We start from the raw sequence: 22,929 nt of genomic DNA, 5'->3' as shown, positions 1-22,929 counted from the left end.
AGCAGCGCCGCCGCCCTCGTTCAGTGAGCGGACTTATAAGAGAACCTCACCAAACAAGTCAACACACCAAATTCGAAAAAATAAAGAAATGTGATATCTGCATGATTCTAAAAGGAAATTTGAAAATTATCGTATAATTTAACGACTTTTAACGGTTTTCCGTCTTTGACCGTCAAGCTTGATGGGCCTTCCCCTATATAGGGTCTCCATATCGCAATAACAGGAACGAAGGCCTTGCGGATATCAGTCGGAAGACGGGCTGAAGCGGGCGACCAGCGCATGCGCATTTCCGGGATAGGTGAAGCGCACATGGGTAACTGCGCCCGAATTGCTCCAGGTGCGGCGCTCCACGACAAGACACGCCTGCCTGTCCGAAATACCGAGCAGGCGCGCGATCTCCTTCGACGGTGTTTCGGCGCTGATCCGGTGTTCGGCAGTGCTCCAGGGAACATGGCCGAGCAGCCAGGGGCCTGGCGCAATTTCGGTAAAGTCGGTTTCAGCCGCTTCCGGCACGGCCGTCAAATTGATGAGGCGCTGTTCGACACAGAATTCGCGCGCACCGGCAAAATGGATGCAGAGAACGTCGAGCAACGGCGTGCCGACGGAAACGTCGAGCCGCTCACGATCCGTGCTTTCTGCACTGCGCATTTTGCACGCCAGAATTTTGAAGCCATAATCGAGGCCAAGGGATTCGACCTCGGCCCCGATATCGTGAATTTGAAGAACGGCGGACTGAATCTGCGGCTGGCGCACGAAACTGCCGGATTTCTTGCGGCGTTCGATCAAACCGGCCTTGACGAGCTGACCCATGACCTTGTTCACGGTCATGCGTGAACAATGATATTGATCGGCGAGGTCGACCTCGAAAGGCAGCCGGTGTCCCGGCGGCCATTCTCCTGAAACGATCCGCCCCTCGATCTCGCTGAGGATACGCTGGTGCAGGGTCTGCCCGGCTGATGCTTTCGTCACGTCCGCAATGCCTTTCCCCGCTGGCTTTTTCCTGTTACCGCCGCGCCCATATCAGCTATCGAGAAGTTCAGCCATGACCTTGTTGAAACGGTCGGATATTTCGCGGCGATGGATATGCCGGCCGGCCTGCACGCGCTTTTTGCCGCGCATCCAAACGGAATCGACGGAAACGCCGCCCGCGAATATCCACTGATCGAGAATCTGCGATATCGGAAGATAGGACACGGCGGAAATATCGAGAGCGACGAAATCGGCGCTTTTTCCTTTTTCCAGACCGTTTCGCGACGCCAGAGCCCTGCCGCCGCCCTCGAGCGCCTGCCGGAAGAGTTTTTCTCCCGTGGAGCGGCCGGCATCGGCGATGACATTGCGTGCCCGATGCGAGAGACGTTGCGAATATTCGAGCGTTCGCAATTCTTCCGGCACGGAAATCAGAATGTTGGAATCGGATCCGACGCCATAATGGCCGCCCTCAGCAAGAAACGCCGGAGCCGGGAAGATGCCGTCGCCGAGATTGGCTTCGGTGATCGGGCAAAGGCCGGCAACGGCGCCGCTTTTTGCCATGCCGCGCGTTTCGGTTTCCGCCATATGTGTCGCATGGATGAGGCACCAGCGGCCATCGACCGGCGCGTTTTCAAGCAGCCATTCCACAGGTCTCGCGCCGGAAAAGGCAAGCGAATCTTCCACTTCTTTCGTCTGTTCCGCCACATGAATATGGATCGGCCCGCCTTTTGCCAGCGGCTCGATGGCTGACAGCTCTTCCGCGGTGACCGCACGCAGACTGTGCGGCGCTATGCCGAGGGTGGCGCCCGGCAGCCCGTCCACCACGGCCTGCGCGCCCTGCATCAGCTTTCCGTAACTGTCGAGCGAATGGATGAAGCGCTTCTGCCCGTCGATCGGCGCCTGGCCGCCGAAACCGGAATGAGCATAAAAGACCGGCAGTAATGTGAGGCCGATACCCGTCTGCGAGGCGGCTGCGCCGATACGCTCGGCCATTTCGGCGATATTGCCATAATGCGAGCCATCCCTGTCATTATGCAGATAGTGAAATTCGCCGACCCGTCCAAAACCGGCCTCGAGCATTTCCATATAAAGCTGGGCGGCAACCGCTTCGACATGGTCGGGCGTCATGGAGAGCGCGAATTTATACATGACGGTGCGCCAGCTCCAGAAACTGTCGTTGCCCGGGCCGCGGATTTCGGCAAGCCCCGCCATGGCCCGCTGAAAGGCATGGCTGTGGAGATTGGGCATGGCTGGAACGATGAGGGCATGCCGCTCATCCTGCGATTGCGGGGAAACACCGGTTTCGACGGATGAAATACTGCCCTCGTCGCAGACGATGCGGACATCCTTCGCCCATCCGCCCGCCAGAAGCGCTGCGCCCGCGTGAATTGCCATCATGCCACCCTCTCCTTTGGTTTTATCCGGCAAGGCCATTTCAAACACGAAATTGCAGCTTGCCAAGCCAATTATTATGTATATACATTTAACTCACAAAGGAAAGGCGAAAAGCAAATGCCAGGCAACGAATCTGCAAACGGAACGGCGACGGGGAACGCCACGGCTTTGTGGCGCAACGCCCGGCTGGCAACCTTCAATCCCGCCATGGAAGGCATCGGCGCCATCGAAAATGCCGCCATTGTCGTGCGTAACGGACGCATCGCCTTTGCCGGCCCGGAAAGCGATCTGCCTGCCGATCTCTCGAGGGCCGATGAGACGACCGATTGCGCCGGCCGCTGGATCACCCCGGCCTTGATCGACTGCCACACCCATCTTGTTTTCGGCGGCAACCGCGCCATGGAATTCGAGATGCGGCTGAATGGGGCGACCTATGAAGAGATCGCCAAAGCGGGCGGCGGCATTGTCTCTTCGGTACGCGACACGCGCGCGCTTTCGGAAGATGTTTTGGTGGCGCAGGCTTTGCCGCGTCTCGACACGCTTCTTTCCGAAGGCGTCTCCACGGTCGAAATCAAATCCGGTTACGGTCTTGATATTGAAACCGAGCTGAAGATGCTGCGCGTCGCCCGCAGGCTCGAGACATTGCGGCCGGTGCGTATCGTCACCAGCTATCTCGCCGCGCATGCCACACCTGCAGACTATAAGGGGCGCAACGCCGATTATATTGGCGATGTCGTCCTGCCGGGGCTGGAAAAAGCCCATGCGGAAGGCTTGGCGGATGCGGTTGACGGTTTTTGCGAAGGCATCGCCTTTTCCGTCGAGGAGATCGACCGGGTTTTCAAGACTGCGAAACAGTGCGGCCTTCCGGTCAAACTTCATGCCGAGCAGCTTTCCAACCTTGGCGGTTCCGCGCTTGCGGCATCCTATAACGCGCTTTCGGCCGATCACCTCGAATATCTTGATGAGGCCGGTGCGAAGGCGCTGGCGAAAGCAGGAACCGTGGCCGTGCTTCTTCCCGGCGCTTTCTACGCGCTCAGGGAAAAACAATTGCCGCCAGTGCAGGCCCTGCGCGACGCCGGGGCCGACATGGCGCTGGCAACGGACTGCAACCCCGGCACTTCGCCGCTCACCTCCCTGCTGCTGACCATGAATATGGGCGCAACGCTTTTCCGCATGACCGTTGAAGAGTGCCTGACGGCGACGACACGCAACGCGGCAAAAGCGCTCGGCCTGCTTACGGAAACCGGCACGCTGGAGACTGGAAAATCCGCTGATTTCGCCATCTGGGATATCGAACGTCCGGCAGAACTTGTCTACCGCATCGGTTTCAATCCGCTCCACGCCCGCATTTTCAAGGGACAGAAGGTTTCCTCATGACCATGAAGACCATCACGCTTCACCCCGGCAATGTGACCTTAGCCGATCTCGCCGAGATATACTGGGAGAACGGCAGCGCCAAACTCGACCGCAGCTTCGATAAAGGCATTGAAAAGGCGGCAGCCCGCATCGCTGAGATCGCTGCCGGCAATGCGCCGGTCTATGGTATCAATACCGGTTTCGGCAAACTCGCTTCCATAAAGATCGATGCGGCGGATGTGGCGACGCTGCAGCGCAATCTCATCCTGTCGCACTGCTGCGGGGTCGGCGCACCGCTTCCTGAAAATATCGTGCGGCTGATCATGGCGCTGAAGCTGGTGTCGCTCGGCCGCGGCGCGTCCGGCGTGCGGCTGGAACTGGTGCGGCTGATCGAAGCCATGCTGGAGAAGGGTGTCATCCCCGTCATTCCCGAAAAGGGTTCGGTTGGGGCTTCCGGCGATCTTGCGCCGCTCGCCCATATGGCGGCTGTGATGATGGGCGAAGGAGAGGCCTTTTATGAGGGCACACTTCTTCCCGCCGGCACGGCGCTGGCAAAGGCCGGACTGACCCCGGTGGTGCTTGCCGCTAAGGAAGGGCTGGCGCTGATCAACGGCACACAGACCTCAACGGCGCTGGCGCTTGCCGGCCTTTTCCGCGCCCATCGTGCGGCGCAGGCTGCGCTGATTACCGGTGCACTTTCCACGGATGCCGCCATGGGGTCGTCCGCACCTTTCCATCCCGATATTCACAGCCTGCGCGGCCATAAGGGCCAGATCGACGCAGGAGCGGCGCTTCGTAATCTGCTGGAGGGTTCGGAAATCCGCGTCAGCCATATCGAGGGCGATGAGCGGGTGCAGGATCCCTACTGCATTCGCTGCCAGCCGCAGGTGGATGGCGCCTGCCTCGATCTTCTGCGGCAGGTGGCCCGCACGCTGGAAATCGAAGCCAACGCCGTGACCGACAATCCGCTGGTGCTATCAGACAATTCCGTCGTCTCCGGCGGCAATTTCCACGCCGAACCGGTGGCCTTTGCCGCCGACCAGACGGCGCTCGCCATCTGCGAGATCGGTGCAATCGCCCAGCGCCGCGTGGCGCTGCTGGTCGATCCGGCGCTTTCTTATGGCTTGCCGGCCTTTCTTTCCAAAAAGCCGGGCCTGAATTCCGGCCTGATGATCGCCGAAGTCACCTCCGCCGCGCTGATGAGCGAGAACAAGCAGATGGCGCATCCGGCCTCGGTGGACTCCACACCGACTTCAGCCAATCAGGAAGACCATGTATCCATGGCCTGCCATGGTGCGCGTCGTCTGTTGCCGATGACAGACAATCTTTTTGCCATTCTCGGTATCGAAGCGCTTTCATCCGTGCAGGGTGTGGAGCTGCGCGGGCCGCTGAAGACGAGCCCCGAACTGCAAAAAGCGATTGCGGCATTACGCGCGACAGTCCCTTCGCTGGAGGAAGACCGTTATATGGCGCCGGACCTGAAGGCTGCGGCGGAATTGATTGCCTCCGGCGCGCTGGTCGCGGCAATTTCGGACGGCATTCTGCCGAAGCTGGAGGTTTGAGATGCGTGCCCTCGACGTCAAGGAAGGTTCATCGCCGATCATTCTCGGCCTGCCCCACACCGGCACGGATGTGCCGGCGGATATCTGGCAACGTCTGAACGACAACGGCAAGATTCTCGCCGATACGGACTGGCATATCCATGAGCTCTATGCCGGCCTTCTCGAGAATGCGACAACCGTAAGGGCGACCTTCCACCGCTATGTGATCGACGCCAATCGCGACCCGGCCGGGGTGAGCCTTTATCCGGGCCAGAACACAACCGCGCTTGTGCCGCAGACCGATTTCGACGGCGAGTCGATCTGGAATGAAGGACAGGAACCCACCGAGGACGATATTGCCTACCGTCTGGAAAATTTCCACGCGCCCTATCACGCGGCCCTCGCCACGGAAATCGAGCGGGTGAAATCCATCCACGGCATCGCCATTCTCTATGATTGCCATTCGATCCGTTCGCATATCCCCTTCCTGTTCGAGGGCAAGCTGCCGGACTTCAACATCGGCACGGATATGGGCAAGACCTGCGATCCGGCCATCGAAAAGATCGCCGTCGAGGTGACCGCCGCGGCGCAGGGTTACGACAGCATTCTGAACGGCCGTTTCAAGGGCGGCTGGACGACGCGCCATTACGGAAAACCGCAAAGCGACGTGCATGCCATTCAGATGGAACTGGCGCAGTCCACCCATCTTCAAACCGAGCACCCGCCTTTTGCCTACGACACGGGCAAAGCCGAACGGCTTCGCGCCCATCTCAAGACCATTCTCACGCGCATGGAAAAATTTGCGCTCGATACGAAACGATAAGGGGAAAACACATGAACAATCCACGCCACAATATCCGCGATGTCCGCTCGCCGCAGGGCACTGACCTCAATGCCAAAAGCTGGATGACGGAAGCGCCGCTGCGCATGCTGATGAACAATCTCGATCCCGACGTGGCCGAACGCCCGCATGAGCTGGTGGTTTATGGCGGCATCGGCCGCGCCGCCCGCACCTGGGACGATTTCGACCGCATCGTCGCAACGTTGAAGGATCTGAACGAGGATGAAACCCTCGTCGTGCAGTCCGGCAAGCCAGTCGGCGTGTTCCGCACCCACAAGGATGCGCCGCGCGTCCTCATCGCCAATTCCAACCTGGTGCCGCATTGGGCGAACTGGGATCATTTCAACGAGCTGGATAAGAAGGGCCTTGCGATGTACGGCCAGATGACGGCCGGTTCGTGGATCTACATCGGCACGCAGGGCATCGTGCAGGGCACCTATGAAACCTTTGTCGAGGCTGGCCGCCAGCATTACGACGGCAACCTGAAGGGCAAGTGGATTCTCACCGGCGGTCTCGGCGGCATGGGTGGCGCGCAGCCGCTCGCCGCCGTCATGGCCGGCGCCTGCTGCCTCGCGGTCGAATGCGACGAGACCCGCGTCGATTTCCGCCTGCGTACCCGTTACGTCGATGCGAAGGCGCATACGCTCGATGAGGCGCTGGCGCTGATCGACCAATGGACAAAGGCGGGTGAGGCAAAATCCGTCGGCCTGATCGGCAATGCCGCGGAAATCTTCCCGGAACTGGTCCGTCGCGGCGTTCGCCCCGATATCGTCACCGACCAGACCTCGGCGCACGATCCGATCCATGGCTATCTTCCCGCCGGCTGGACCGTTGCCGAATGGCGCGCCAAACAGGAAAGCGACCCGAAGTCCGTTGCCGCTGCCGCCCGCGCCTCGATGAAGGTGCATGTTCAGGCCATGGTCGATTTCTGGAACGCCGGCGTTCCGACGCTCGACTACGGCAACAATATCCGCCAGGTCGCCAAGGATGAGGGGCTGGAAAACGCCTTCGCTTTCCCCGGTTTCGTTCCGGCCTATATCCGCCCGCTTTTTTGCCGTGGAATCGGCCCGTTCCGCTGGGCGGCGCTTTCCGGCGATCCGGAAGATATCTACAAGACCGACGCCAAGGTGAAGGAGCTGCTGCCTGATAACAAGCACCTGCACAACTGGCTGGACATGGCGCGTGAGCGCATCGCTTTCCAGGGCCTGCCGGCGCGCATCTGCTGGGTCGGCCTTGGTGACCGTCACCGTCTCGGCCTCGCCTTCAACGAAATGGTCAAGAACGGCGAGTTGAAGGCGCCAATCGTCATCGGTCGCGACCACCTGGATTCCGGCTCCGTCGCCTCGCCCAACCGCGAGACCGAAGCCATGAAGGATGGCTCGGATGCCGTTTCTGACTGGCCGCTCCTCAACGCGCTCCTCAATACCGCATCCGGCGCGACATGGGTTTCGCTGCATCACGGCGGCGGCGTCGGCATGGGCTTCTCGCAGCATTCCGGCATGGTCATCTGCGCCGATGGCACCGACGATGCCGCGCGCCGGCTGGAGCGCGTGCTCTGGAACGATCCGGCAACCGGCGTCATGCGTCATGCCGATGCCGGTTACGACATCGCCGTGGAATGCGCCAAGGAGCAGGGACTGCGCCTGCCCGGCATTCTCGGCAATTGATTGTTGTGCCGCGCGGTCCATCGCCGCGCGGCCTCCCCTTCCGCCAACCAAGCCGGGCGGGTAATATCCAACCCGCTCATCCGTCTGAAACTTTCGAGTCGATTTTCTCGTTGTTACTGTCGCTCAGGCATAACGGTTCATTTTTCGCGCCGACGATAACGCGGCGAGCTTTGATGGAGTGCGGACGACAGCATGGCACCACGGCGTATCTCATTCGGCCTTTCCCTTTTGATTGGTGCAATTTTTCCCGCTTTTTCTTTCGCCGCCGCTCCAGCCTCCGAAGCCCAAAAGGCCGCTCCGGTGAGAATCGATGTCGGCGGATACAAACTCAACAGCCTGTTGATTGAACCGCAGAAACAGGCAGACCTGCCGCCGATCGTTTTCCTGCACGGCGCAAGCGCAAGTCTTTATGATCCGCTGTTTTCCTTTGCGGATAAACTCACTGGCCGCGCAAGACTGCTGTTCATAGACAGACCGGGCCATGGCGGCTCCGACATTGGCGGCAAGGAGAATATCCTGCCGGATGGGCAGGCGGATGCCGTGGCTCAGTTGATGAGAAAGCGCGGCATCCACAAGGCCATCATCGTCGGCCACTCCTTTGGCGGCGCCATCACCGCGGCATTCGCGCTTCGTCACCCCGAGATGGTGTCGGGCCTGGTGTTTCTTTCTCCCGCGGTTTATCCTTGGCCTGGCGGCATTGCCTGGTATTACACAGCGGCAAGCGCCCCGGTAACCGGCCCGCTTTTTTCGACCTTCGTCGCGCCGCCCGCGGGTCTCCTCGCACTCGATCAGGCGACGCGTGGTGTTTTTGCGCCCAATAATCGTCCCCGTGAATACGTGGAAGCGACACGCGCATGGGCCGCATTGAGACCGCAGGCTTTTCGCCATAACGCGCAGGAAGTTGCCGCGCTGAATGCATGGGCGCGGAGCGCCTCGCCAAGTTACTCCAAAATCAAGGCGCCGACCATCATCATAACCGGCGACACGGACAATGTTGTTTCACCGGAAATTCATTCTCGCCAGCTTGCACGCACTATCGACGGATCGACATTGATCGTTGTGAAAAATCTCGGGCACAAGTCTGACTATGTCGCGCGTGATCTTGTCGTCGAGGCGATAGAGAAACTCGCCGGGAAAAAAGCTGATCTCCACGCGGCGCAAAAACAGCTTGAACGGCGTATCGCCAGCGACGGCAAATAGCGCCACCCTATCCAGCCGAATACACAGGGAATGCAAAAGATGAGATACCTACCAAAGGGCACCTACACATCCATGCCCTGGAAAAACGGCGGCGGCGTAACGACCGAGATCATCGTTCATCCCGCAAACGCCTCGATGGCGGATTTCGACTGGCGCATCAGCATGGCGGATGTTGCGCAAGATGGGCCCTTTTCCATATTTGACGGGATTGACCGCACCCTCTGCATCCTTGAGGGGAACGGCATGAGCCTCAGTATTGACGCATGCGAACCCGTTTCGTTGACGATGGAAAGCGATCCCTTGCCCTTCGCTGCCGATGTTTCCGTATACGCCGTTCTGGGGAATGGTCCCATCGTCGATCTCAATGTCATGTCCCGTCGCAGACACTATGCGCACCGCGTCGAGAGACATCGCGGCGCGCTCACCGTTCACTCAACGGTGTCAACGGCGACGGTAATTTTTGCCGCTGATCCCGTCAGCGTCTCATCAGGCGGCAGAAACGTGAATTTGCAGCGACGCGACAGCCTACTTCTGGAGCCCGGCACCGGATTCGCCATAGAGGGCGTTGAAAAGGATGCTCGTTTCTTCGTTGTGTCGTTTGATCAGGTGTGAAGCTGCCTCACCTCAATCCAGCCCCAGCGGATCGGCGACCCGCGGCCAAAGCTCAAGGCTCGCCTTCCGATAGGGCGTTCTTGCCGGATCGGTCGGATAGGATGTCGGGGCAGCAATATAAACGATCTCGGATGCGACCGGCGCAAACCCCGCATGGAAATGGTTGGTGGACTTGACCAGCAGTACGTCTTTTTTTGCAAAATCGACGCCGAGATTGGAAAAGATATCCGGCTCATAAGTTTGTGTGCGGCTGGTAATGAGGATGATATCGATCTGCGTACCGAGCGGCCGGACGACAGCGGCACGGCCGAGCGTGACGCGGCTGTTGCGGAAACTCTGCCAGCCAGCCTCGGCCGTGCGCATTACTTTGATGCGGAAATCGAGCGGCTCGCCACCTTCAGGGCTGGATTTGCCGCCGATGCGCAGATCGATCTCGGCCCCCTCGCCCGCCGCGTGACAGAAAGACACCGCAATCGGGTCCCAGATCGTCGCGACAGCGATATTGTCCATGCCGCGCTCCACCATCCGCCGCAGAATATGGGTGGCGTCGCCGGCGACACCGCCGCCCGGATTGTCCCAGATATCCGATACGACGACCGGCCTGTCCGGATTATTGCTGCAAATGGCAAGAACCTGGTCGAGACCGGATTCCGTATCCAGCATCGGCATGGCGGTCGACTTGCGCATGGCATAAAGCTCATGGCCGAGCTTTTGGGCCAGCACATCGCCCTTTGCCCTGTCATTATCCGTCACGACAACGATGCGCGTTCCCATATCCGGCACGTCACCCGCCATGAAACCGTGAATAACGGAAATCGACAGGATGCCATCCTTGCCTTCCAACGCCTTCAGCCGGTCGACGTAAGAGCGCATCGGTTCACGGCTGGTGGGATAAATGGTGATCATACGGCAATCGAAAGTGGAGATGACCGGCTTTATCTCCCCCCGAAGCGTGCGCAGCGCCATTTCCACCACATGCTCGCCGCGCTCTTCGAAATCCGTATGCGGAAACTCCAGAAACGTCGCCATAATATCGAGATTTTTGACCCGAAGCGCCGTCAGATGGCTGTGCGGATCGAATTCCGCCGCGATAAGTACATCCGGTCCGACTAATGCGCGGACCCGGGACAGGAAGTCCCCTTCCGGATCATCATAACCCTGTGCCACCATGGCGCCGTGCAGACCGAGCACCACCGCATCGACCGGCAAGGCGGCGGTGAGTTCGGTAAGAATTGTATCCCGCAGCGTTTCATAGGTCTGGCGCTGGATAAGGCCGGCCGGTTCGGCCCAACAGGAGGTTCCCTCTATTACCGTGAACCCTTCCACCCTGCCGCGACGGCGCAAGATCGGCACTGGCGACGAGCAAAGCGTCGGCGTTTCTGGATGCTCGCCCGGCCCGGCATAAAAAGCCGCGCGAAAAGCATCCATATCCGTCGGGACAGGTGAAAACGTGTTGGTTTCGGTGGCGAGTGACGCCGTGAAGATGCGCATGTCTCTAGATTCTCGTTACCGCAATCTGCCCATTGGCAGCTTTACTTCAGAATTTAATTAGCCGGGTAATTTACCAGACCGTACCGCGCGCCGCGACCTGCTCAACCCGCGTCACGACGCCGTTTCGATGGAAGACCATCCTATCGAAAAGATTGCTGACGACGCAGGTGTGGTTCGGGACAACCTTGACCATGTCGCCGACTTCAGGCCGGCCCGAGGCGCAGCCGGATAGATCGACAACCGCGTGTTCTTCCGAAAGCGAGGTAATTTTCGCACCTTCGTAGCTTTCAAGCAGCCCGTAATCGCTAAAACCCAGGAGATCCGAAGTCAGGGCCTTGGAACCGCAATCCAGCACGGCACGATCGGCTGTCGGTCGCGATACGACGGTGGCGAGAATATGCATGGCGAGATCGCCCGCCGTGCAATGTCCGGCGCGCAGCATGGCGCGATCATTATAGACATAGGTGCCGGCCCGGTGTTCGGTGGCGGAAGGAACCAGATGGGCGGCGTAAAAATCGGGAGAACCACCGCTGGACCGCACCGGACAATCCATGTCCTTTTCCGCCAGCAATGCCATCGTCTCGCGAAGAAAGTTTTCCACCGTCGCGGCTCCGCCCGGTGCGGGATAGGTCAAAATGCCCCTGAATGTGAGGCCCGGTGCCGCGACGATTTGTTCCGCAAGCGCCAATGCCGCTTCCGGCGTCTGCACACCGCAGCGCTTGCCGCCCGTATCGCATTCGACCAGAACGGCGAGCGGTCTTTCCGGATCAAATGTAGCCGCAAGACCGGCAATCGTCACGGCGCTGTCGGCCACGACACTCAGCCTACCGATGCGCGCATTCAACACCTTCAGCCGCGAAAGCTTTGCTGCACCGAGAATATTATAGGTGATCAGAATGTCATCAAAGCCGGCATCCGCAAAAACCTCCGCCTCACTGACTTTCTGGCAATTAATGCCGATGGCGCCGGCCTGAAGCTGCTGTTTGGCGACAGCGGGTATCTTGTGCGTCTTGATATGCGGCCGAAAGGCCTTGCCGTGATCATCCAGATAAGATTGCGCCCTGAGGATATTGGCGGCGAGCCTGTCCTCGTCGATGACAGGCATCGGCGTCGAAATCGTATTGAGGGGTGTGCCCGCATCAGGCCAGGGATAGGTCATCATCTACTCTCAAACATCGGCAAATTGGGCTTCATGCCAGCGGCTTATAGGCGATAACGTCCATTTCCACCTTGGCATCGACCATCAGCGGCGATTGCACAGTAGAGCGTGCCGGCGGATGATCGATGAAATATTTCTGGAAGACAGCGTTGAAGCTCGAGAAATCCCGGGCATCGTCCAGCCAGACATTGACCTTGACCACATCGGCCAGCGAACAATCGGCAAGCGCCAGAACATCCTTGATATTCGCAACCACCTGCTCGGTCTGTGCCACGATCCCGCCATTCACCACCTCGCCATCGACGGTTGGCACCTGCCCGGAAACATAAACGAAATCGCCGGCCCGGACGGCCTTAGCAAATGGCCGCCGCTGTCCGCCAGCTTGATTATCCGCCGTCTCATATCGTATCAGTTTCGTCTTTTGCATGAGTCCTCGCAAATAATTTTCATAATTCCAGAAATTTTTACGACACGTAGTCGATTTTATGATGCATTTCCATAATTAATGTAAATAATTTAGCAATCGCGCACATTGCGTGCGAAATCCACTGCCGTGCTTATCGCCGATACGTTATAGGGCAATGTATCGCTGATGGTCGATATATGGCGTGATTCATGGGGAATAGCATGCTTATCATGTGCCCTCGTGGGCATTCGCACTGCGTTCCACTCGTAAAATTCGGCATCCATGGAATTTCCAGCACATTATTCAGAAAGCAAGTTTGCCGCGGCTAACCTCTTAGGAGAGGTACTAGACACGTCTCGCTTCGGCTGGCCCCTCAACGAGCTCACCCCCTGCGGAAAGCCGATCGTTCTGTGTCACTCTGTCCGTGATCTCTTGCGCGATCCTCTGCGCCTGAACACGAATATCCGGAACGGCAGTAATCTCCCAGAAGCGGCCCGGCGTCAGCGCACCGGTGGCGAAAAGACCGGGCCAGCTTCGTCCGTCCGGCCGCAGCAAACGAGACTGGCCATCAACTTCCACTCCAAGCCCCAAGGGATCGAGCAAAATGACACCGTCGCCGCGCATCGCTTCAAGAAGCCGCGAACGGCCAATGCCGGCCCGCTCCATTCCGGTACAATTGACGACCCAATCGACCTGCAGCTCCTTCAATATCTGCGTATGCCTGCGGCGGTAACGCACGGCGACCCCCTCCTCCGTTTCTTCAATGGAGCGAAGGTAACCCGCATGAAGTTCAAGAACGCCATCTGACGGCAACGTCCCGAAAGCGGCAGACACTTCAGGTGCAATACGGTGCCGGTGGATATTCCACCACGGCAAGGCATGCCGAAGGAACCGGCTACGCTGCGCCGGTGTAAGACGTTGCCAAAGTGATTGAGTTTGCGGCCGCAAGCCATCCATGACGGTACGCCACGGCGCCCCATCGCGCACCTATTTCGCAGAGAGTGCAGCAACCCGCTGATCTCCATCGAGCCTTCAGGTAAATTCGGCTCTGCTGACGGTGACGGCGGGCTGACATGCGGATGCGACACCAGGCCGCGACGGGACAGAACATGGATCGACCCTTGATGTCTTTTTCCCCTCAGAGTCAAAACCTGATCGATCATCGTCAGGCCCGACCCCAGAATGCAGATACGATCCCCGGCTTTGATTTTGGACAACCATCCCGGCTGCCAGCAGTGGTCGATGATATGTTGTGGCCCCCTCTTCTTCCCTTGCGACAGTTTGCACTGGCAAACTCGCAGCGCCGACACCGAGACACAGTACGACATTCTGCGCGTGCAGCTGCTCACCATTTTCAAGTGTGAACGAAAATCCGCCCGTGCCATCCGGCCGACAGGCCGAAGCCTTGGCCGCAACGAAGTCCACCCGGGCTCGTTGCTCCCTATTTCTAAGCAAGCCAGCCAACCTGTCACGAAGATAAAGACCATAGTCACCGCGTAAGGCGAACAGCAGGGGATTGTCAGCGATCCCATTTTCCGCCAACCAGTCGACAAGTCATCAGCCCTGTCAGGGAAGGCACTCATTCGCCCGGCCAGTACATTCAGACGATGAAAGGGCAGTTCGGCGCGATAGGCGGTGCCGCGCCCGAAATCCGACCCTACGAGAGCGGCACCATAGGACATTCACTCCTCCAACCAGCGACACGTTGAACAGTCAGCCGGCGGATGTCGAACCCAACGATACTCTAGTCAACGAGTAGAGATTATCAGATGCGAATGTCTACCCTTCACTTTCTGGCGCCGCGATCATCAGAGACGTGGAAGGTCAGTCTTAAGAAGTTAGCCGCGGCAAACTTCCGAACTGGCGTAGATTTCGCATGCCAAAGACGTGATCAACGCCCGTCACTATGACCTCCAGGAAGAAGTTAGCCGCGGCTAACCGTCAAACCGTCACAAAAACCAAATGTGATTCTTCCACAATGCTTTAGCGGCACTTTCCAACCTGAGAAAAAAGCCTATTGCGCCGAAAAGAGAATCGGCGCTTATATCTCAGTTGCGGAAAAAACCGCCTTTTTCGAAAAAAACCGCTACTGCAATTTCGAGCGAAAGAAGACCGATGACACAGAGTGCCGATTTAAGACGTGCCGCAGGAGCACCCGACCTGACGAGTCTTATACAACAGCATTCGGCTGCGTTGTCAGCCCAATTGCAGGCTCATAATGCAAATACATTTTCACCGCACACCGAAAAGAGCATGCGCCATTTTTCGCCGGCAGAAACCGCACGGTTGATTGGCATCGGCGAGGCCTATCTTCGCCAGATCGCCGCCGAGCGTCCGGAGCTCGATGCGGCGCAGGCTTCCGGTCGTCGATCCTATTCCGTCGAGGACATGGACGAGATCAGAAAATTTCTCGATCAGGGCGCGCGTGGCTCGCGGCGTTACCTGCCGCATCGCCGTGACGGCGAAGAATTGCAGGTCATCGCTGTCATGAACTTCAAGGGCGGCTCGGGAAAAACAACGACATCGGCGCATCTGGCGCAATATCTCGCGCTGCGTGGTTACCGGGTGCTTGCCATCGATCTTGATCCGCAGGCCAGTCTTTCCGCCCTCTTCGGTCATCAGCCGGAGATTGATGTCGGTCCGAATGAAACGCTTTATGGCGCGATCCGTTACGACGATGAACGTCGGCCGATCGCTGAGATCGTTCGTGGCACCTATATTCCCAATCTCCACATCGTACCCGGCAATCTGGAGCTTATGGAATTCGAACACGACACGCCCCGCGCTTTGATGCGTCGCGCACCTGGCGATACGTTGTTCTTTGCCCGCATTGGCCAGGCGATAGCCCAGGCACAGAATTTCTATGACGTCGTGGTCATCGATTGCCCGCCGCAGCTTGGTTACCTGACGCTTTCAGCGCTGACGGCCGCCACTTCGGTTCTCGTCACTGTTCATCCGCAAATGCTTGATGTCATGTCGATGAACCAGTTCCTTGCCATGACCGGTGATCTCCTGGCGGAAATCGGCCGGGCAGGGGCGCGGTCCGACTATAACTGGATGCGTTACCTCATCACCCGTTTTGAACCGAGCGATGGACCGCAGAACCAGATGGTCGCGTTCCTGCGTTCTATTTTCGGTGAAAATGTCCTCATCCACCCGATGCTGAAGAGCACGGCCGTCTCGGATGCCGGACTGACCAACCAGACACTTTTCGAAGTGGAAAGAACCCAGTTCACCCGGTCCACCTATGACCGTGCGCTGGAAGCCATGAACAACGTAAACGCTGAAATCGAAGGACTGATTAAAAAAGCGTGGGGTAGGGCAGCATGAGCAGAAAACAAATATTCGCCAATCTCGGTACGCCGGGAGCCGAAAGCAACGAGACTGCCGCCGAGCGGTCGCGTCCGCGTATCAGGCCTATTCTCGGTTCTCCGGAACTCGTGACGGATGTTCTGAATTCCCCGGTCGGCATGATTGGCCAGTCGCTCAACGAAGTATCGGAACGCGCCAAGCGCGCAGAAGAGATCGAAAAGCAGCTCGCTGAAGGTCTTACGATCGTTTCGCTCAGCCCAGCCGATATCGATCCTTCTTTCATACCGGATCGCATGCCGGCCTCTGAAGAGGCAGATGCAGGCCTGGTGGAGGCCATTCGTGAACAGGGCCAGCAGGTTCCCATTCTGGTGCGCCCGCATCCCGAATTCCCCGGCCGTTATCAGGTCGCCTTCGGTCATCGTCGCCTGCGCGCCGTCTCCAGCCTCGGTATCCCCGTCAAGGCGGTCGTTCGCGATCTTAGTGACGAGCAGCTCGTCGTTGCCCAGGGACAGGAAAACAACGAGCGCCGTGACCTCACCTATATCGAAAAGGCGCGTTTTGCCCAGAAACTGCAGATGCGGTTTCCCCGCGATACGATCATGGCCGCCATGTCGCTGCACAAGGGCGATCTTTCCAACATGCTGTCCGTTGTCGGCCGCATTCCCGAGGATCTCGTCGACCTGATTGGCCCGGCCCCGACCGTCGGCCGTCGTAACTGGATGGATCTTGCCGATCAGCTTTCCTCCTCGCAAGTCAAGGAAGCAGCCCGCGCATACGTCAAGGACCCACTGGTTGCCGCCCTGCCATCGGAAGAACGTTTCAAGTCGCTTCTGGATTTTCTGAAACCCAAGGCGCAACCCAAAAGGACCGGGGTCTGGTCATCGCAGACCGGCGGCCGGCTGGCGAAGGTAGTCGAAAGCGACCGCAAGCTGGATATCTCTATCGACAAGAACGAAGCCCCGGAATTTGCCGAGTTCGTTCTGGAACATCTTCAGACGCTGTTTGCCGAATACCGGTCCAAGCAGTGATTTTTAACTCGAACGACTAACAGGAGACGCATCACAAAAGAAAAAAGCCCCCGAACGTTGCCGCGCGGAAGCCTTTCTTTGATTTAAGCACCCGAAGAATCTCATTTCCGCGAATCATAGTCAAGAGTCTTGGCATCGAATTTTTCGGTGAGCGATTTTCTTTTGCCTTGTGAAAGGTGAAAGACATGGACAGCACATGTGTAACGACGCCCTTTGGGCGGCGAGCGATGTCGTTTGGCGTCCTCGCAACCCAGTTCGCCGCGCAGAAAAACAAGAAAATCGAAGCGGTCGACAAATGGAAACTCTATCGTTCGGTCTGTGAAGCCAGGCCATTGCTCGGCGTGACTGATCGATCGCTTGCGGTCCTGAACGCGCTTTTGAGCTTTTATCCGAAAAACGAGCTTTCCAGCGAAGCCGGATTGGTCGTCTTCCCGTCGAATACGCAATTATCACTCAGGGCCCATGGCATGGCCGAGCAGACATTGCGCCGGCATCTCTCGGCTCTTGTCGAGGCCGGGCTTATCATTCGCAAGGACAGCCCGAACGGAAAACGATACGCCCGCAAGCACAGGGGAGGGGAAATCAGCGAGGCTTACGGTTTTTCGCTGGCGCCGCTTCTTGCCCGCAAAGCCGAAATCGAGGAACTGGCCGAACGCATCGTCAGCGAGCGGCTCGATCTTCAGCGGCTTCGTGAAAACATCAGCCTTTGCCGCCGCGATATCCAGAAACTCTGCGAAATGATTGCCGCAAGCGGTAAACTCGAAACCTCCGAAGGATTTCAGACCCGCTACAACGCCATTGCCCACTCTCTCGGCCGCAACTCCAAGCCCGCGGAACTTCGGGAAATCGCCGGATTTTTGGCCTCTTTACGCGCGGAAGTGACCAACTATCTGGAAAATATTGAAAAACCGGAAAAAATGGGCGGCAATGACTGCCAAAATGAGCGCCTCATAAAGAATTCAGAATCCGAATCTATATCTGAACGGCAAGATTTGCGCGAACCGGCAACCGTTGCACCTGCCCGCACGGCAAGCACCCAGCCGGCATATGCGGCACCAGCCAGTGCCAAAGCGTTGCCGCAGTCAGCAGAACCTGTTCTTCATAAGCAATTTTTTGTTCCTGATATTGTTTTGGTTTTGAAGGCTTGCCCGGATATCTCGCTCTATGCCCCAGGCGGCGCAGTTACCGGATGGCGCGATCTCGAAGTGGCGACATCGGTCATCAAAACCATGTTCAACATCAGCCAGTCGGCGTATCAGGACGCGCTTGCCACGTTCGGTCGACAGGGAACAGCAGCCATTCTCGCCTGCCTTTTGCAGAAAGCGGACCAGATAAGCTCGCTTGGCGGATATCTGCGTAATCTCACCCGCAAGGCGCAGGAAGGCGGCTTCGATGTAAAGACCATGCTTCTGGCGCAGTTGCGAGGGCGTAAGGACACCATGGAGGCGAACATGCTTTTGTGAGCTAACACGGGCCTCGGGAAATGGTCATCGCTTGCGAAAAAAGCAGACGGAAGATACATTAACGCCGTTTCCGCAGGTAGAAAGAGATTCGCACGAGGCTGCTGTAACGATCAATGCAGCTGGTGGATTTCTATGGTTAATGCAAGGTAATGAAAACTAAGTTCCATTTAGCTTTCGTTTGCGTTTTTCCGTGATTGGTTTCAATCCCTTGAGTCGAGGGCGTTTTTCGTCGAAATTGCGACGAGAAGGTAAGCGGGGCAGATTCGGTGGCAGTGCCCGAAAACAATCCGATCCCTGGGCATCTGGTTGTCTGCCGGAGTAGCGATTGGCATTGTGGCGTAGACGAACAACAGGAGAGTGGGGCGGAGCAAATGCGGCAGATCGATATCGACAGCCTTGACGAGGCAACCCTCATCGAACTCAACGCGCGCATCGTCGAGCGTCTGCAATATTTGCATCACCAGCGAACCACCTCCGCCCTTCAAGAAATCCGGGTCGGAAGCGGCGTGGAGTTTGAAGGCCCTGGCGGCGTTTTGGTCCGGGGTGTCGTCATCCGCCGCAACAAGAAGACAGTGACGGTGCATGCCGATGATAACCGTCAATGGAATGTATCGCCGACATTGCTGAAACCCACCGGCGCCCACGCGCTCGATACTACCGGTCCTATACAGTCCGAGGACGATAAGGTCGTGTCCTTCCCAAGGACAGACCGTCGGTGATGCGCTCAGGATCTGGCAACGATCATCGTGGCCAATGGGGGAATGGTTGGGTGCGATGTGCCGATCCCCAGCCGATCGCCGAGATAGCGCCAGAACGACAGGCCGAGCTTCTGGCAGGTCTTCGAAAGGCCCAGCATGCTGTCGCGCGCCAGCCGCCCGTTGCGACTGACCGTCCCTCCGGAAATCTTCCGCTTGATGACAAAGCCACGCAGATCGCGTTCCGACGCATTGGTGTGGAGCGGGATCTCGGGCCGCTCCAGAACCCACAGCAGTTCCGGCTTGCGGCGCCTCAGCCGAAACAGCAATTTGTCGAGATCGCCATAGCCGGTGCGGATGGAGAAAATCCGATCGAACCGGACCTGAAGACCGTGAGCTGCACGCTGGCTTGGACTTCGCTGATAGTTTTTCAGCTGCTTGTAAAAAAGCCAGATCAGCTCGCGCAGGGTTTCGACATGTTTTACCTGGCGCGGCGTCGCCGGCATCAGCTTGTGCAGCAAACGCTCTGCGTGGACCCAACACAGCGCATGGGTGCCGACCCGGAACTGTCCGGCATCGTCGGAGACGATCACTGCCTTTCCGACCAAACCATGATGGCGGATGGCACCCCAGATGCCGGCTTCGGCAAATGGGCGGATGATGTCCTTGTCAAAGATGTCGATGCCATGTTCTGCCAGATGCTCAAGAAACGGAACCTGATTGGCGAACCGCTGCGGTTCTTGCCTCTTCAGCGGCGCCAGAAGAACAGGGTCCACCTGCCGGTCTTCGAGAAAAGCGAAGGCGGCATCGTTGAGGACATAATCCTGATAGTTGCCGCGCAGCAGGGCCAGAAAGTTCAGTCGCGACTTCGAGGACGTCGTGCGAAAGGCGGTGAAATGCTCACCGCCGATATGCGTCGTATGAAAATTGCGGTTGGCATGACGGGCACCGGTGTCATCGACCGTAACATAGGGCGTCGAGACGAGGCCGGCATGCAGCACGGCTGCATCCTCCGCATGAAAGCCATCCAGCCCCTCTGTCAGAAACCGCACCACCTGGCGTTTGGAAATCTCGACACCGACGTCGTTGAGCAAGGTTGCCATTCGCTGCGTCGTGACCTGCCCATGCGCATGCAGCATCAGACAAAACCGCCGCAGATTAGGCCCAAAGCCGCCTCTTATCCCCGCAGGCAGCTGTGCTGTGATGGTGTCTCCGTCCGGCGTCACCCAGCATTCCCGACGGTAACGAACCACCTCGACCCTGAGCACCAGATCCCGGACGAAGCAGTCCTTGTAGCCCTTGAAGCGCGATCCGGCCGGCACACTGACAGACAGCACCTCTTCACGCGTGACCCGCTTCGTATCGTTCTTCGGCCCTCGCGGCCGGGACGCCGGATCCTTGCCGGTGAGCGTCTTGTCACCCGTTGCTTTCTCCATTCCCGAGGCTCTGAACGGCGGGCGCGGCGGCAGGTTTTTGAGCCGCGCAATCTCATCTCGCAGGAGCTGGTTGTCGATCTTCAGCCGGGTGTTTTCGAGCCTGAGCTGATCGTTCTCATCGCAAAGCCTCTGGTTCTCGGCTTCGAGCTTCTCAATCCGGGCGTCCGCCCGATCGGCCCGCTCCACCAGGCCGGTCACGAGCTCACGCAGCGCCTTCAGCGACAACGTATCGGCATGCTCGGCCATGGGAAGGCGGCGCTTCGTCATGAAAGAAGAATCTCATGATTTGCAGAAAACGGGAATCCCTCCTGCCACCAGATTTGCTCCAAGTACACGAGAAGAGCGGAAAAGTGCAATCTGTATGCGCGGAGCATATGGCGAACAGGCGAGTGGCACTGCATATAGCAGGGCATGGTCCATCTGACGTAAATGGTCTGTCAACAGACAAAGCCGCGCCCCGAGACGGTGAAGTTGAACTTTCTGCAAGGTCCTGCGTTTGCGCTTCATTGCTTGAACGGATGGCTGATCTGATGAATTTTCCAGACGACATGGAACTGGCTGTCGCTCTTTATATGGCGGACAACGCCTTGCCGCGGGAAAGGGCTATCGAAAAGCTCCTGCGGGCGGAGTTCGAAAACACCGGCCATCTGCCCGGCGACGAAGCGCGGCCGCCGGAGATCGTCGGTGGGCAACCGAGTGCCGAGTATGTTCAATACAGCTCCTACCTCGATGGGGATAACTGAAGAGCGGCGGAACCAAAGCTGGCGAGGGCTGTTTATGGCGCAGATAATTGACGCCAGGATATATGTCCCATGTTTCCAAGATCATTTGTTTTCTCAGCCGCACTTGCCGCGATGACGGGCCTGCCGGCGATTGCCCAGCCTCTCGAGGTCAGCACGCTTGCGGTTTCCGGCGCCGACCGGATTTCAGTGTCGCCGAACCCTACCGCCCCGCACTACATTACCGACGTGTCCGGGAAGAAAGTCCGTCTGGTTGGGCCACGCTTTTATCCTGACAGTGCGCGGGCGCTGGAATTTCCCGGCCGAAGGTCTAACCCGGCTGTATCGGACAGCGAAGAGGCTTTGTCGCAACAGTGAGGATGCGTGGTGACAGAACCGGTCGCGACGATCGACATCTGGCGGCGGAGGTGGAATGAGAACCAGGGGTGAACTTCAAGGTGGCATATCAGATGCGAAAAGCTGGATAAGGCAAGAGGGTCAGGACGCCGGCACGGCCAGTTTCCCCGAACTGTTCTTCGATCTGGTCTTTGTTTTCGCGCTGATCCAGCTTTCCCACGCGCTGGCCAAGGATTTTGGGCCAACGGCGGCGCTTGAGGCCGGCATCCTGATATTGTCGCTCTGGTGGCTGTGGATACACACCACCTGGATCACAAACTTGCTGAACACGGAAAAGGAGCCAGTCAGGATCCTGCTTTTCGTGCTGATGTTCGGCGGCGTTCTGCTGGCCATTGCGCTGCCGGAGGCATTTGCGGAACAGGGCCTCGTCTTCGCCCTGATCTACAGCGCAATGCAGGTCGGCCGAAGCCTGTTCGCCCTTTATGCGTTCAGGGGCGAAGACCGGCAGTCTTTTCTGGTCTTCGTGCGTGTGACGATCTGGCTTGCGGTTTCCAGTCTGTTCTGGCTGGCCGGAGGGCTTGCCGATCTGACGGACCGCATTCTCCTGTGGGGTATCGCACTTGCAATTGAATATGCCGGCCCCGCCTGCCGTTATGTCGTGCCGGGTGTAGCCTCGAGCGACGAGGACCGGCTGCATCTTTCCGGTGAGCATCTGGCGGAGCGATGTGCGCTCTTCGTCATCATCTGTCTTGGGGAAACGATCCTCACCACCGGGCGCACGGCAACCGAATATATGAATTCCGGCCTGACATTCATCGTCTTCTGCTCCGCTTTCATCAGTACAGTGGCGATGTGGTGGATTTATTTCCATCATGGGCAGGAAGAGGCCTCAAGGAAAGCCGAGAACGCTGAAGAAAAGACGAAGATCGCCCATAATCTTTTTAACTATGGGCATTTGCCAATCGTTGCCGGTATCATCCTGACGGCGGTGGGTGAGGATTTCAGCCTCTCCCACCCGCGAGAAGGCGCGACAATGCGGGAGGCGATCGCCATTCTCGGCGGTCCTGTCCTGTTTCTGGCCGGCAATATCGGCGTCAAGATCGCCGCCGCCTATCAGCGACCGGTCTCGCATTTTGCCGGCGTGGCGGCGCTCTGCCTGCTTTTGCCGGTGCCGGGCATTCCGCTTTTCGCGTTGCAACTGGCGAGCATGGGCGTTCTTCTGCTTGTGGCGCTTTGGGAATATCTGGCGCTGGAAAGGGCGGTCGCCAATGCTTGATCGCTG

At 58.2% G+C, this 22,929-nt stretch carries 21 protein-coding genes; 13 read left to right on the top strand and 8 right to left on the bottom strand.

The window, feature by feature from the left end; genetic code table 11:
* Nucleotides 1-243: 243 nt before the first annotated feature.
* Together hutC and ACQZ48_RS22745 are read right to left on the bottom strand one after the other, a co-directional pair.
* Nucleotides 244-969: a histidine utilization repressor gene (hutC, locus tag ACQZ48_RS22750; protein WP_077983210.1), complete on the bottom strand. Its 726-nt coding sequence runs from the start codon at nt 967-969 to the stop codon at nt 244-246.
* A 51-nt stretch (nt 970-1,020) separates the two neighbouring features.
* Nucleotides 1,021-2,367, bottom strand: coding sequence for a formimidoylglutamate deiminase (locus tag ACQZ48_RS22745; RefSeq protein WP_448729509.1), 1,347 nt, complete (start codon nt 2,365-2,367; stop codon nt 1,021-1,023).
* A 114-nt stretch (nt 2,368-2,481) separates the two neighbouring features.
* Between ACQZ48_RS22745 and hutI the strand changes: the two genes are divergently transcribed.
* The 6 genes from hutI (at nt 2,482) to ACQZ48_RS22715 (ending at nt 9,581) form a co-directional block, all read left to right on the top strand.
* The gene (gene hutI, locus ACQZ48_RS22740) at nt 2,482-3,741 is read left to right on the top strand and encodes an imidazolonepropionase (protein ID WP_443387475.1); all 1,260 of its coding nucleotides are present in this window, start codon (nt 2,482-2,484) and stop codon (nt 3,739-3,741) included.
* A complete protein-coding gene (gene hutH / locus ACQZ48_RS22735; protein WP_137411267.1) occupies nt 3,738-5,282 on the top strand; it encodes a histidine ammonia-lyase in 1,545 nt (514 codons plus the stop codon). The genes hutI and hutH overlap by 4 nt, the downstream gene beginning before the upstream one ends.
* 1 nt (nt 5,283) lies before the next feature.
* Complete coding sequence (gene hutG, locus ACQZ48_RS22730; protein ID WP_077983216.1) at nt 5,284-6,084, top strand: N-formylglutamate deformylase; 801 nt, start codon at nt 5,284-5,286, stop codon at nt 6,082-6,084.
* An 11-nt stretch (nt 6,085-6,095) separates the two neighbouring features.
* Complete coding sequence (gene hutU, locus ACQZ48_RS22725; RefSeq protein WP_269833623.1) at nt 6,096-7,769, top strand: urocanate hydratase; 1,674 nt, start codon at nt 6,096-6,098, stop codon at nt 7,767-7,769.
* Nucleotides 7,770-7,961: 192 nt separating this feature from the next.
* Nucleotides 7,962-8,969, top strand: coding sequence for an alpha/beta fold hydrolase (locus tag ACQZ48_RS22720; RefSeq protein ID WP_173991293.1), 1,008 nt, complete (start codon nt 7,962-7,964; stop codon nt 8,967-8,969).
* Between the two features lie 39 nt (nt 8,970-9,008).
* Nucleotides 9,009-9,581 (top strand): HutD/Ves family protein, encoded by a 573-nt coding sequence (locus ACQZ48_RS22715; protein ID WP_271365001.1) that lies wholly within the window; start codon nt 9,009-9,011, stop codon nt 9,579-9,581.
* Between the two features lie 12 nt (nt 9,582-9,593).
* On the opposite strand, the gene ACQZ48_RS22710 is transcribed toward ACQZ48_RS22715, so the two are convergent.
* The 5 genes from ACQZ48_RS22710 to ACQZ48_RS22690 all read right to left on the bottom strand — a co-directional run bounded on the left by ACQZ48_RS22710 (nt 9,594) and on the right by ACQZ48_RS22690 (nt 14,179).
* Entirely contained in the window at nt 9,594-11,072 is a 1,479-nt protein-coding gene (locus ACQZ48_RS22710; RefSeq protein ID WP_448729508.1) for a M81 family metallopeptidase, read from the bottom strand.
* A gap of 70 nt (nt 11,073-11,142) precedes the next feature.
* Nucleotides 11,143-12,231, bottom strand: a complete 1,089-nt coding sequence (locus ACQZ48_RS22705) for a D-TA family PLP-dependent enzyme (RefSeq protein ID WP_448729511.1) — start codon at nt 12,229-12,231, stop codon at nt 11,143-11,145.
* A gap of 31 nt (nt 12,232-12,262) precedes the next feature.
* A complete protein-coding gene (locus ACQZ48_RS22700; RefSeq protein ID WP_137411273.1) occupies nt 12,263-12,658 on the bottom strand; it encodes a RidA family protein in 396 nt (131 codons plus the stop codon).
* A 324-nt stretch (nt 12,659-12,982) separates the two neighbouring features.
* A complete protein-coding gene (locus ACQZ48_RS22695; protein WP_448729507.1) occupies nt 12,983-13,594 on the bottom strand; it encodes an FAD/NAD(P)-binding protein in 612 nt (203 codons plus the stop codon).
* A gap of 75 nt (nt 13,595-13,669) precedes the next feature.
* Nucleotides 13,670-14,179, bottom strand: a complete 510-nt coding sequence (locus tag ACQZ48_RS22690; RefSeq protein WP_448729506.1) for an FAD/NAD(P)-binding protein — start codon at nt 14,177-14,179, stop codon at nt 13,670-13,672.
* Between the two features lie 573 nt (nt 14,180-14,752).
* On the opposite strand from ACQZ48_RS22690, the gene repA reads away from it, so the two are divergent.
* From repA to ACQZ48_RS22670, 4 genes are all read left to right on the top strand, one after another.
* Nucleotides 14,753-15,967: a plasmid partitioning protein RepA gene (gene repA / locus ACQZ48_RS22685; protein WP_077983221.1), complete on the top strand. Its 1,215-nt coding sequence runs from the start codon at nt 14,753-14,755 to the stop codon at nt 15,965-15,967.
* Nucleotides 15,964-16,977 carry a plasmid partitioning protein RepB gene (gene repB / locus ACQZ48_RS22680; protein WP_077983222.1) on the top strand — a complete coding sequence of 338 codons (1,014 nt, stop codon included), beginning with the start codon at nt 15,964-15,966 and terminating at the stop codon, nt 16,975-16,977. The genes repA and repB overlap by 4 nt, the downstream gene beginning before the upstream one ends.
* A gap of 185 nt (nt 16,978-17,162) precedes the next feature.
* Complete coding sequence (gene repC / locus ACQZ48_RS22675) at nt 17,163-18,440, top strand: plasmid replication protein RepC (protein ID WP_448729505.1); 1,278 nt, start codon at nt 17,163-17,165, stop codon at nt 18,438-18,440.
* Between the two features lie 371 nt (nt 18,441-18,811).
* Nucleotides 18,812-19,159 carry a hypothetical protein gene (locus tag ACQZ48_RS22670; protein WP_448729504.1) on the top strand — a complete coding sequence of 116 codons (348 nt, stop codon included), beginning with the start codon at nt 18,812-18,814 and terminating at the stop codon, nt 19,157-19,159.
* Between the two features lie 5 nt (nt 19,160-19,164).
* On the opposite strand, the gene ACQZ48_RS22665 is transcribed toward ACQZ48_RS22670, so the two are convergent.
* On the bottom strand, nt 19,165-20,838 hold the full coding sequence (locus ACQZ48_RS22665) for an IS66 family transposase (RefSeq protein ID WP_448729503.1): 1,674 nt from the start codon (nt 20,836-20,838) through the stop codon (nt 19,165-19,167).
* 263 nt (nt 20,839-21,101) lie between these two features.
* On the opposite strand from ACQZ48_RS22665, the gene ACQZ48_RS22660 reads away from it, so the two are divergent.
* From ACQZ48_RS22660 to ACQZ48_RS22650, 3 genes are all read left to right on the top strand, one after another.
* On the top strand, nt 21,102-21,314 hold the full coding sequence (locus tag ACQZ48_RS22660) for a hypothetical protein (protein ID WP_137411275.1): 213 nt from the start codon (nt 21,102-21,104) through the stop codon (nt 21,312-21,314).
* A gap of 69 nt (nt 21,315-21,383) precedes the next feature.
* Nucleotides 21,384-21,668 (top strand): hypothetical protein, encoded by a 285-nt coding sequence (locus tag ACQZ48_RS22655; protein ID WP_077983224.1) that lies wholly within the window; start codon nt 21,384-21,386, stop codon nt 21,666-21,668.
* Nucleotides 21,669-21,723: 55 nt separating this feature from the next.
* Nucleotides 21,724-22,923 (top strand): low temperature requirement protein A, encoded by a 1,200-nt coding sequence (locus ACQZ48_RS22650; protein WP_137411277.1) that lies wholly within the window; start codon nt 21,724-21,726, stop codon nt 22,921-22,923.
* Nucleotides 22,924-22,929 lie beyond the last annotated feature (6 nt).

The sequence above is a fragment of the Agrobacterium sp. 22-209-1 genome (assembly GCF_053522485.1).
This window is presented reverse-complemented; position numbering and strand designations above follow the sequence as displayed.

Coding starts and splice junctions, on each gene's coding strand:
- ACQZ48_RS22705 (WP_448729511.1), bottom strand. CDS start 12,231: ATGACCTATCCCTGGCCTGATGCGGGCACACCCCTCAATACGATTTCG.
- ACQZ48_RS22665 (WP_448729503.1), bottom strand. CDS start 20,838: ATGACGAAGCGCCGCCTTCCCATGGCCGAGCATGCCGATACGTTGTCG.
- ACQZ48_RS22695 (WP_448729507.1), bottom strand. CDS start 13,594: ATGGATGGCTTGCGGCCGCAAACTCAATCACTTTGGCAACGTCTTACA.
- ACQZ48_RS22715 (WP_271365001.1), top strand. CDS start 9,009: ATGAGATACCTACCAAAGGGCACCTACACATCCATGCCCTGGAAAAAC.
- repB (WP_077983222.1), top strand. CDS start 15,964: ATGAGCAGAAAACAAATATTCGCCAATCTCGGTACGCCGGGAGCCGAA.
- repC (WP_448729505.1), top strand. CDS start 17,163: ATGGACAGCACATGTGTAACGACGCCCTTTGGGCGGCGAGCGATGTCG.
- ACQZ48_RS22650 (WP_137411277.1), top strand. CDS start 21,724: ATGAGAACCAGGGGTGAACTTCAAGGTGGCATATCAGATGCGAAAAGC.
- ACQZ48_RS22655 (WP_077983224.1), top strand. CDS start 21,384: ATGTTTCCAAGATCATTTGTTTTCTCAGCCGCACTTGCCGCGATGACG.
- ACQZ48_RS22700 (WP_137411273.1), bottom strand. CDS start 12,658: ATGCAAAAGACGAAACTGATACGATATGAGACGGCGGATAATCAAGCT.
- repA (WP_077983221.1), top strand. CDS start 14,753: ATGACACAGAGTGCCGATTTAAGACGTGCCGCAGGAGCACCCGACCTG.
- hutI (WP_443387475.1), top strand. CDS start 2,482: ATGCCAGGCAACGAATCTGCAAACGGAACGGCGACGGGGAACGCCACG.
- ACQZ48_RS22720 (WP_173991293.1), top strand. CDS start 7,962: ATGGCACCACGGCGTATCTCATTCGGCCTTTCCCTTTTGATTGGTGCA.
- ACQZ48_RS22710 (WP_448729508.1), bottom strand. CDS start 11,072: ATGCGCATCTTCACGGCGTCACTCGCCACCGAAACCAACACGTTTTCA.
- ACQZ48_RS22660 (WP_137411275.1), top strand. CDS start 21,102: ATGAATTTTCCAGACGACATGGAACTGGCTGTCGCTCTTTATATGGCG.
- ACQZ48_RS22745 (WP_448729509.1), bottom strand. CDS start 2,367: ATGATGGCAATTCACGCGGGCGCAGCGCTTCTGGCGGGCGGATGGGCG.
- ACQZ48_RS22670 (WP_448729504.1), top strand. CDS start 18,812: ATGCGGCAGATCGATATCGACAGCCTTGACGAGGCAACCCTCATCGAA.
- hutU (WP_269833623.1), top strand. CDS start 6,096: ATGAACAATCCACGCCACAATATCCGCGATGTCCGCTCGCCGCAGGGC.
- hutH (WP_137411267.1), top strand. CDS start 3,738: ATGACCATGAAGACCATCACGCTTCACCCCGGCAATGTGACCTTAGCC.
- hutG (WP_077983216.1), top strand. CDS start 5,284: ATGCGTGCCCTCGACGTCAAGGAAGGTTCATCGCCGATCATTCTCGGC.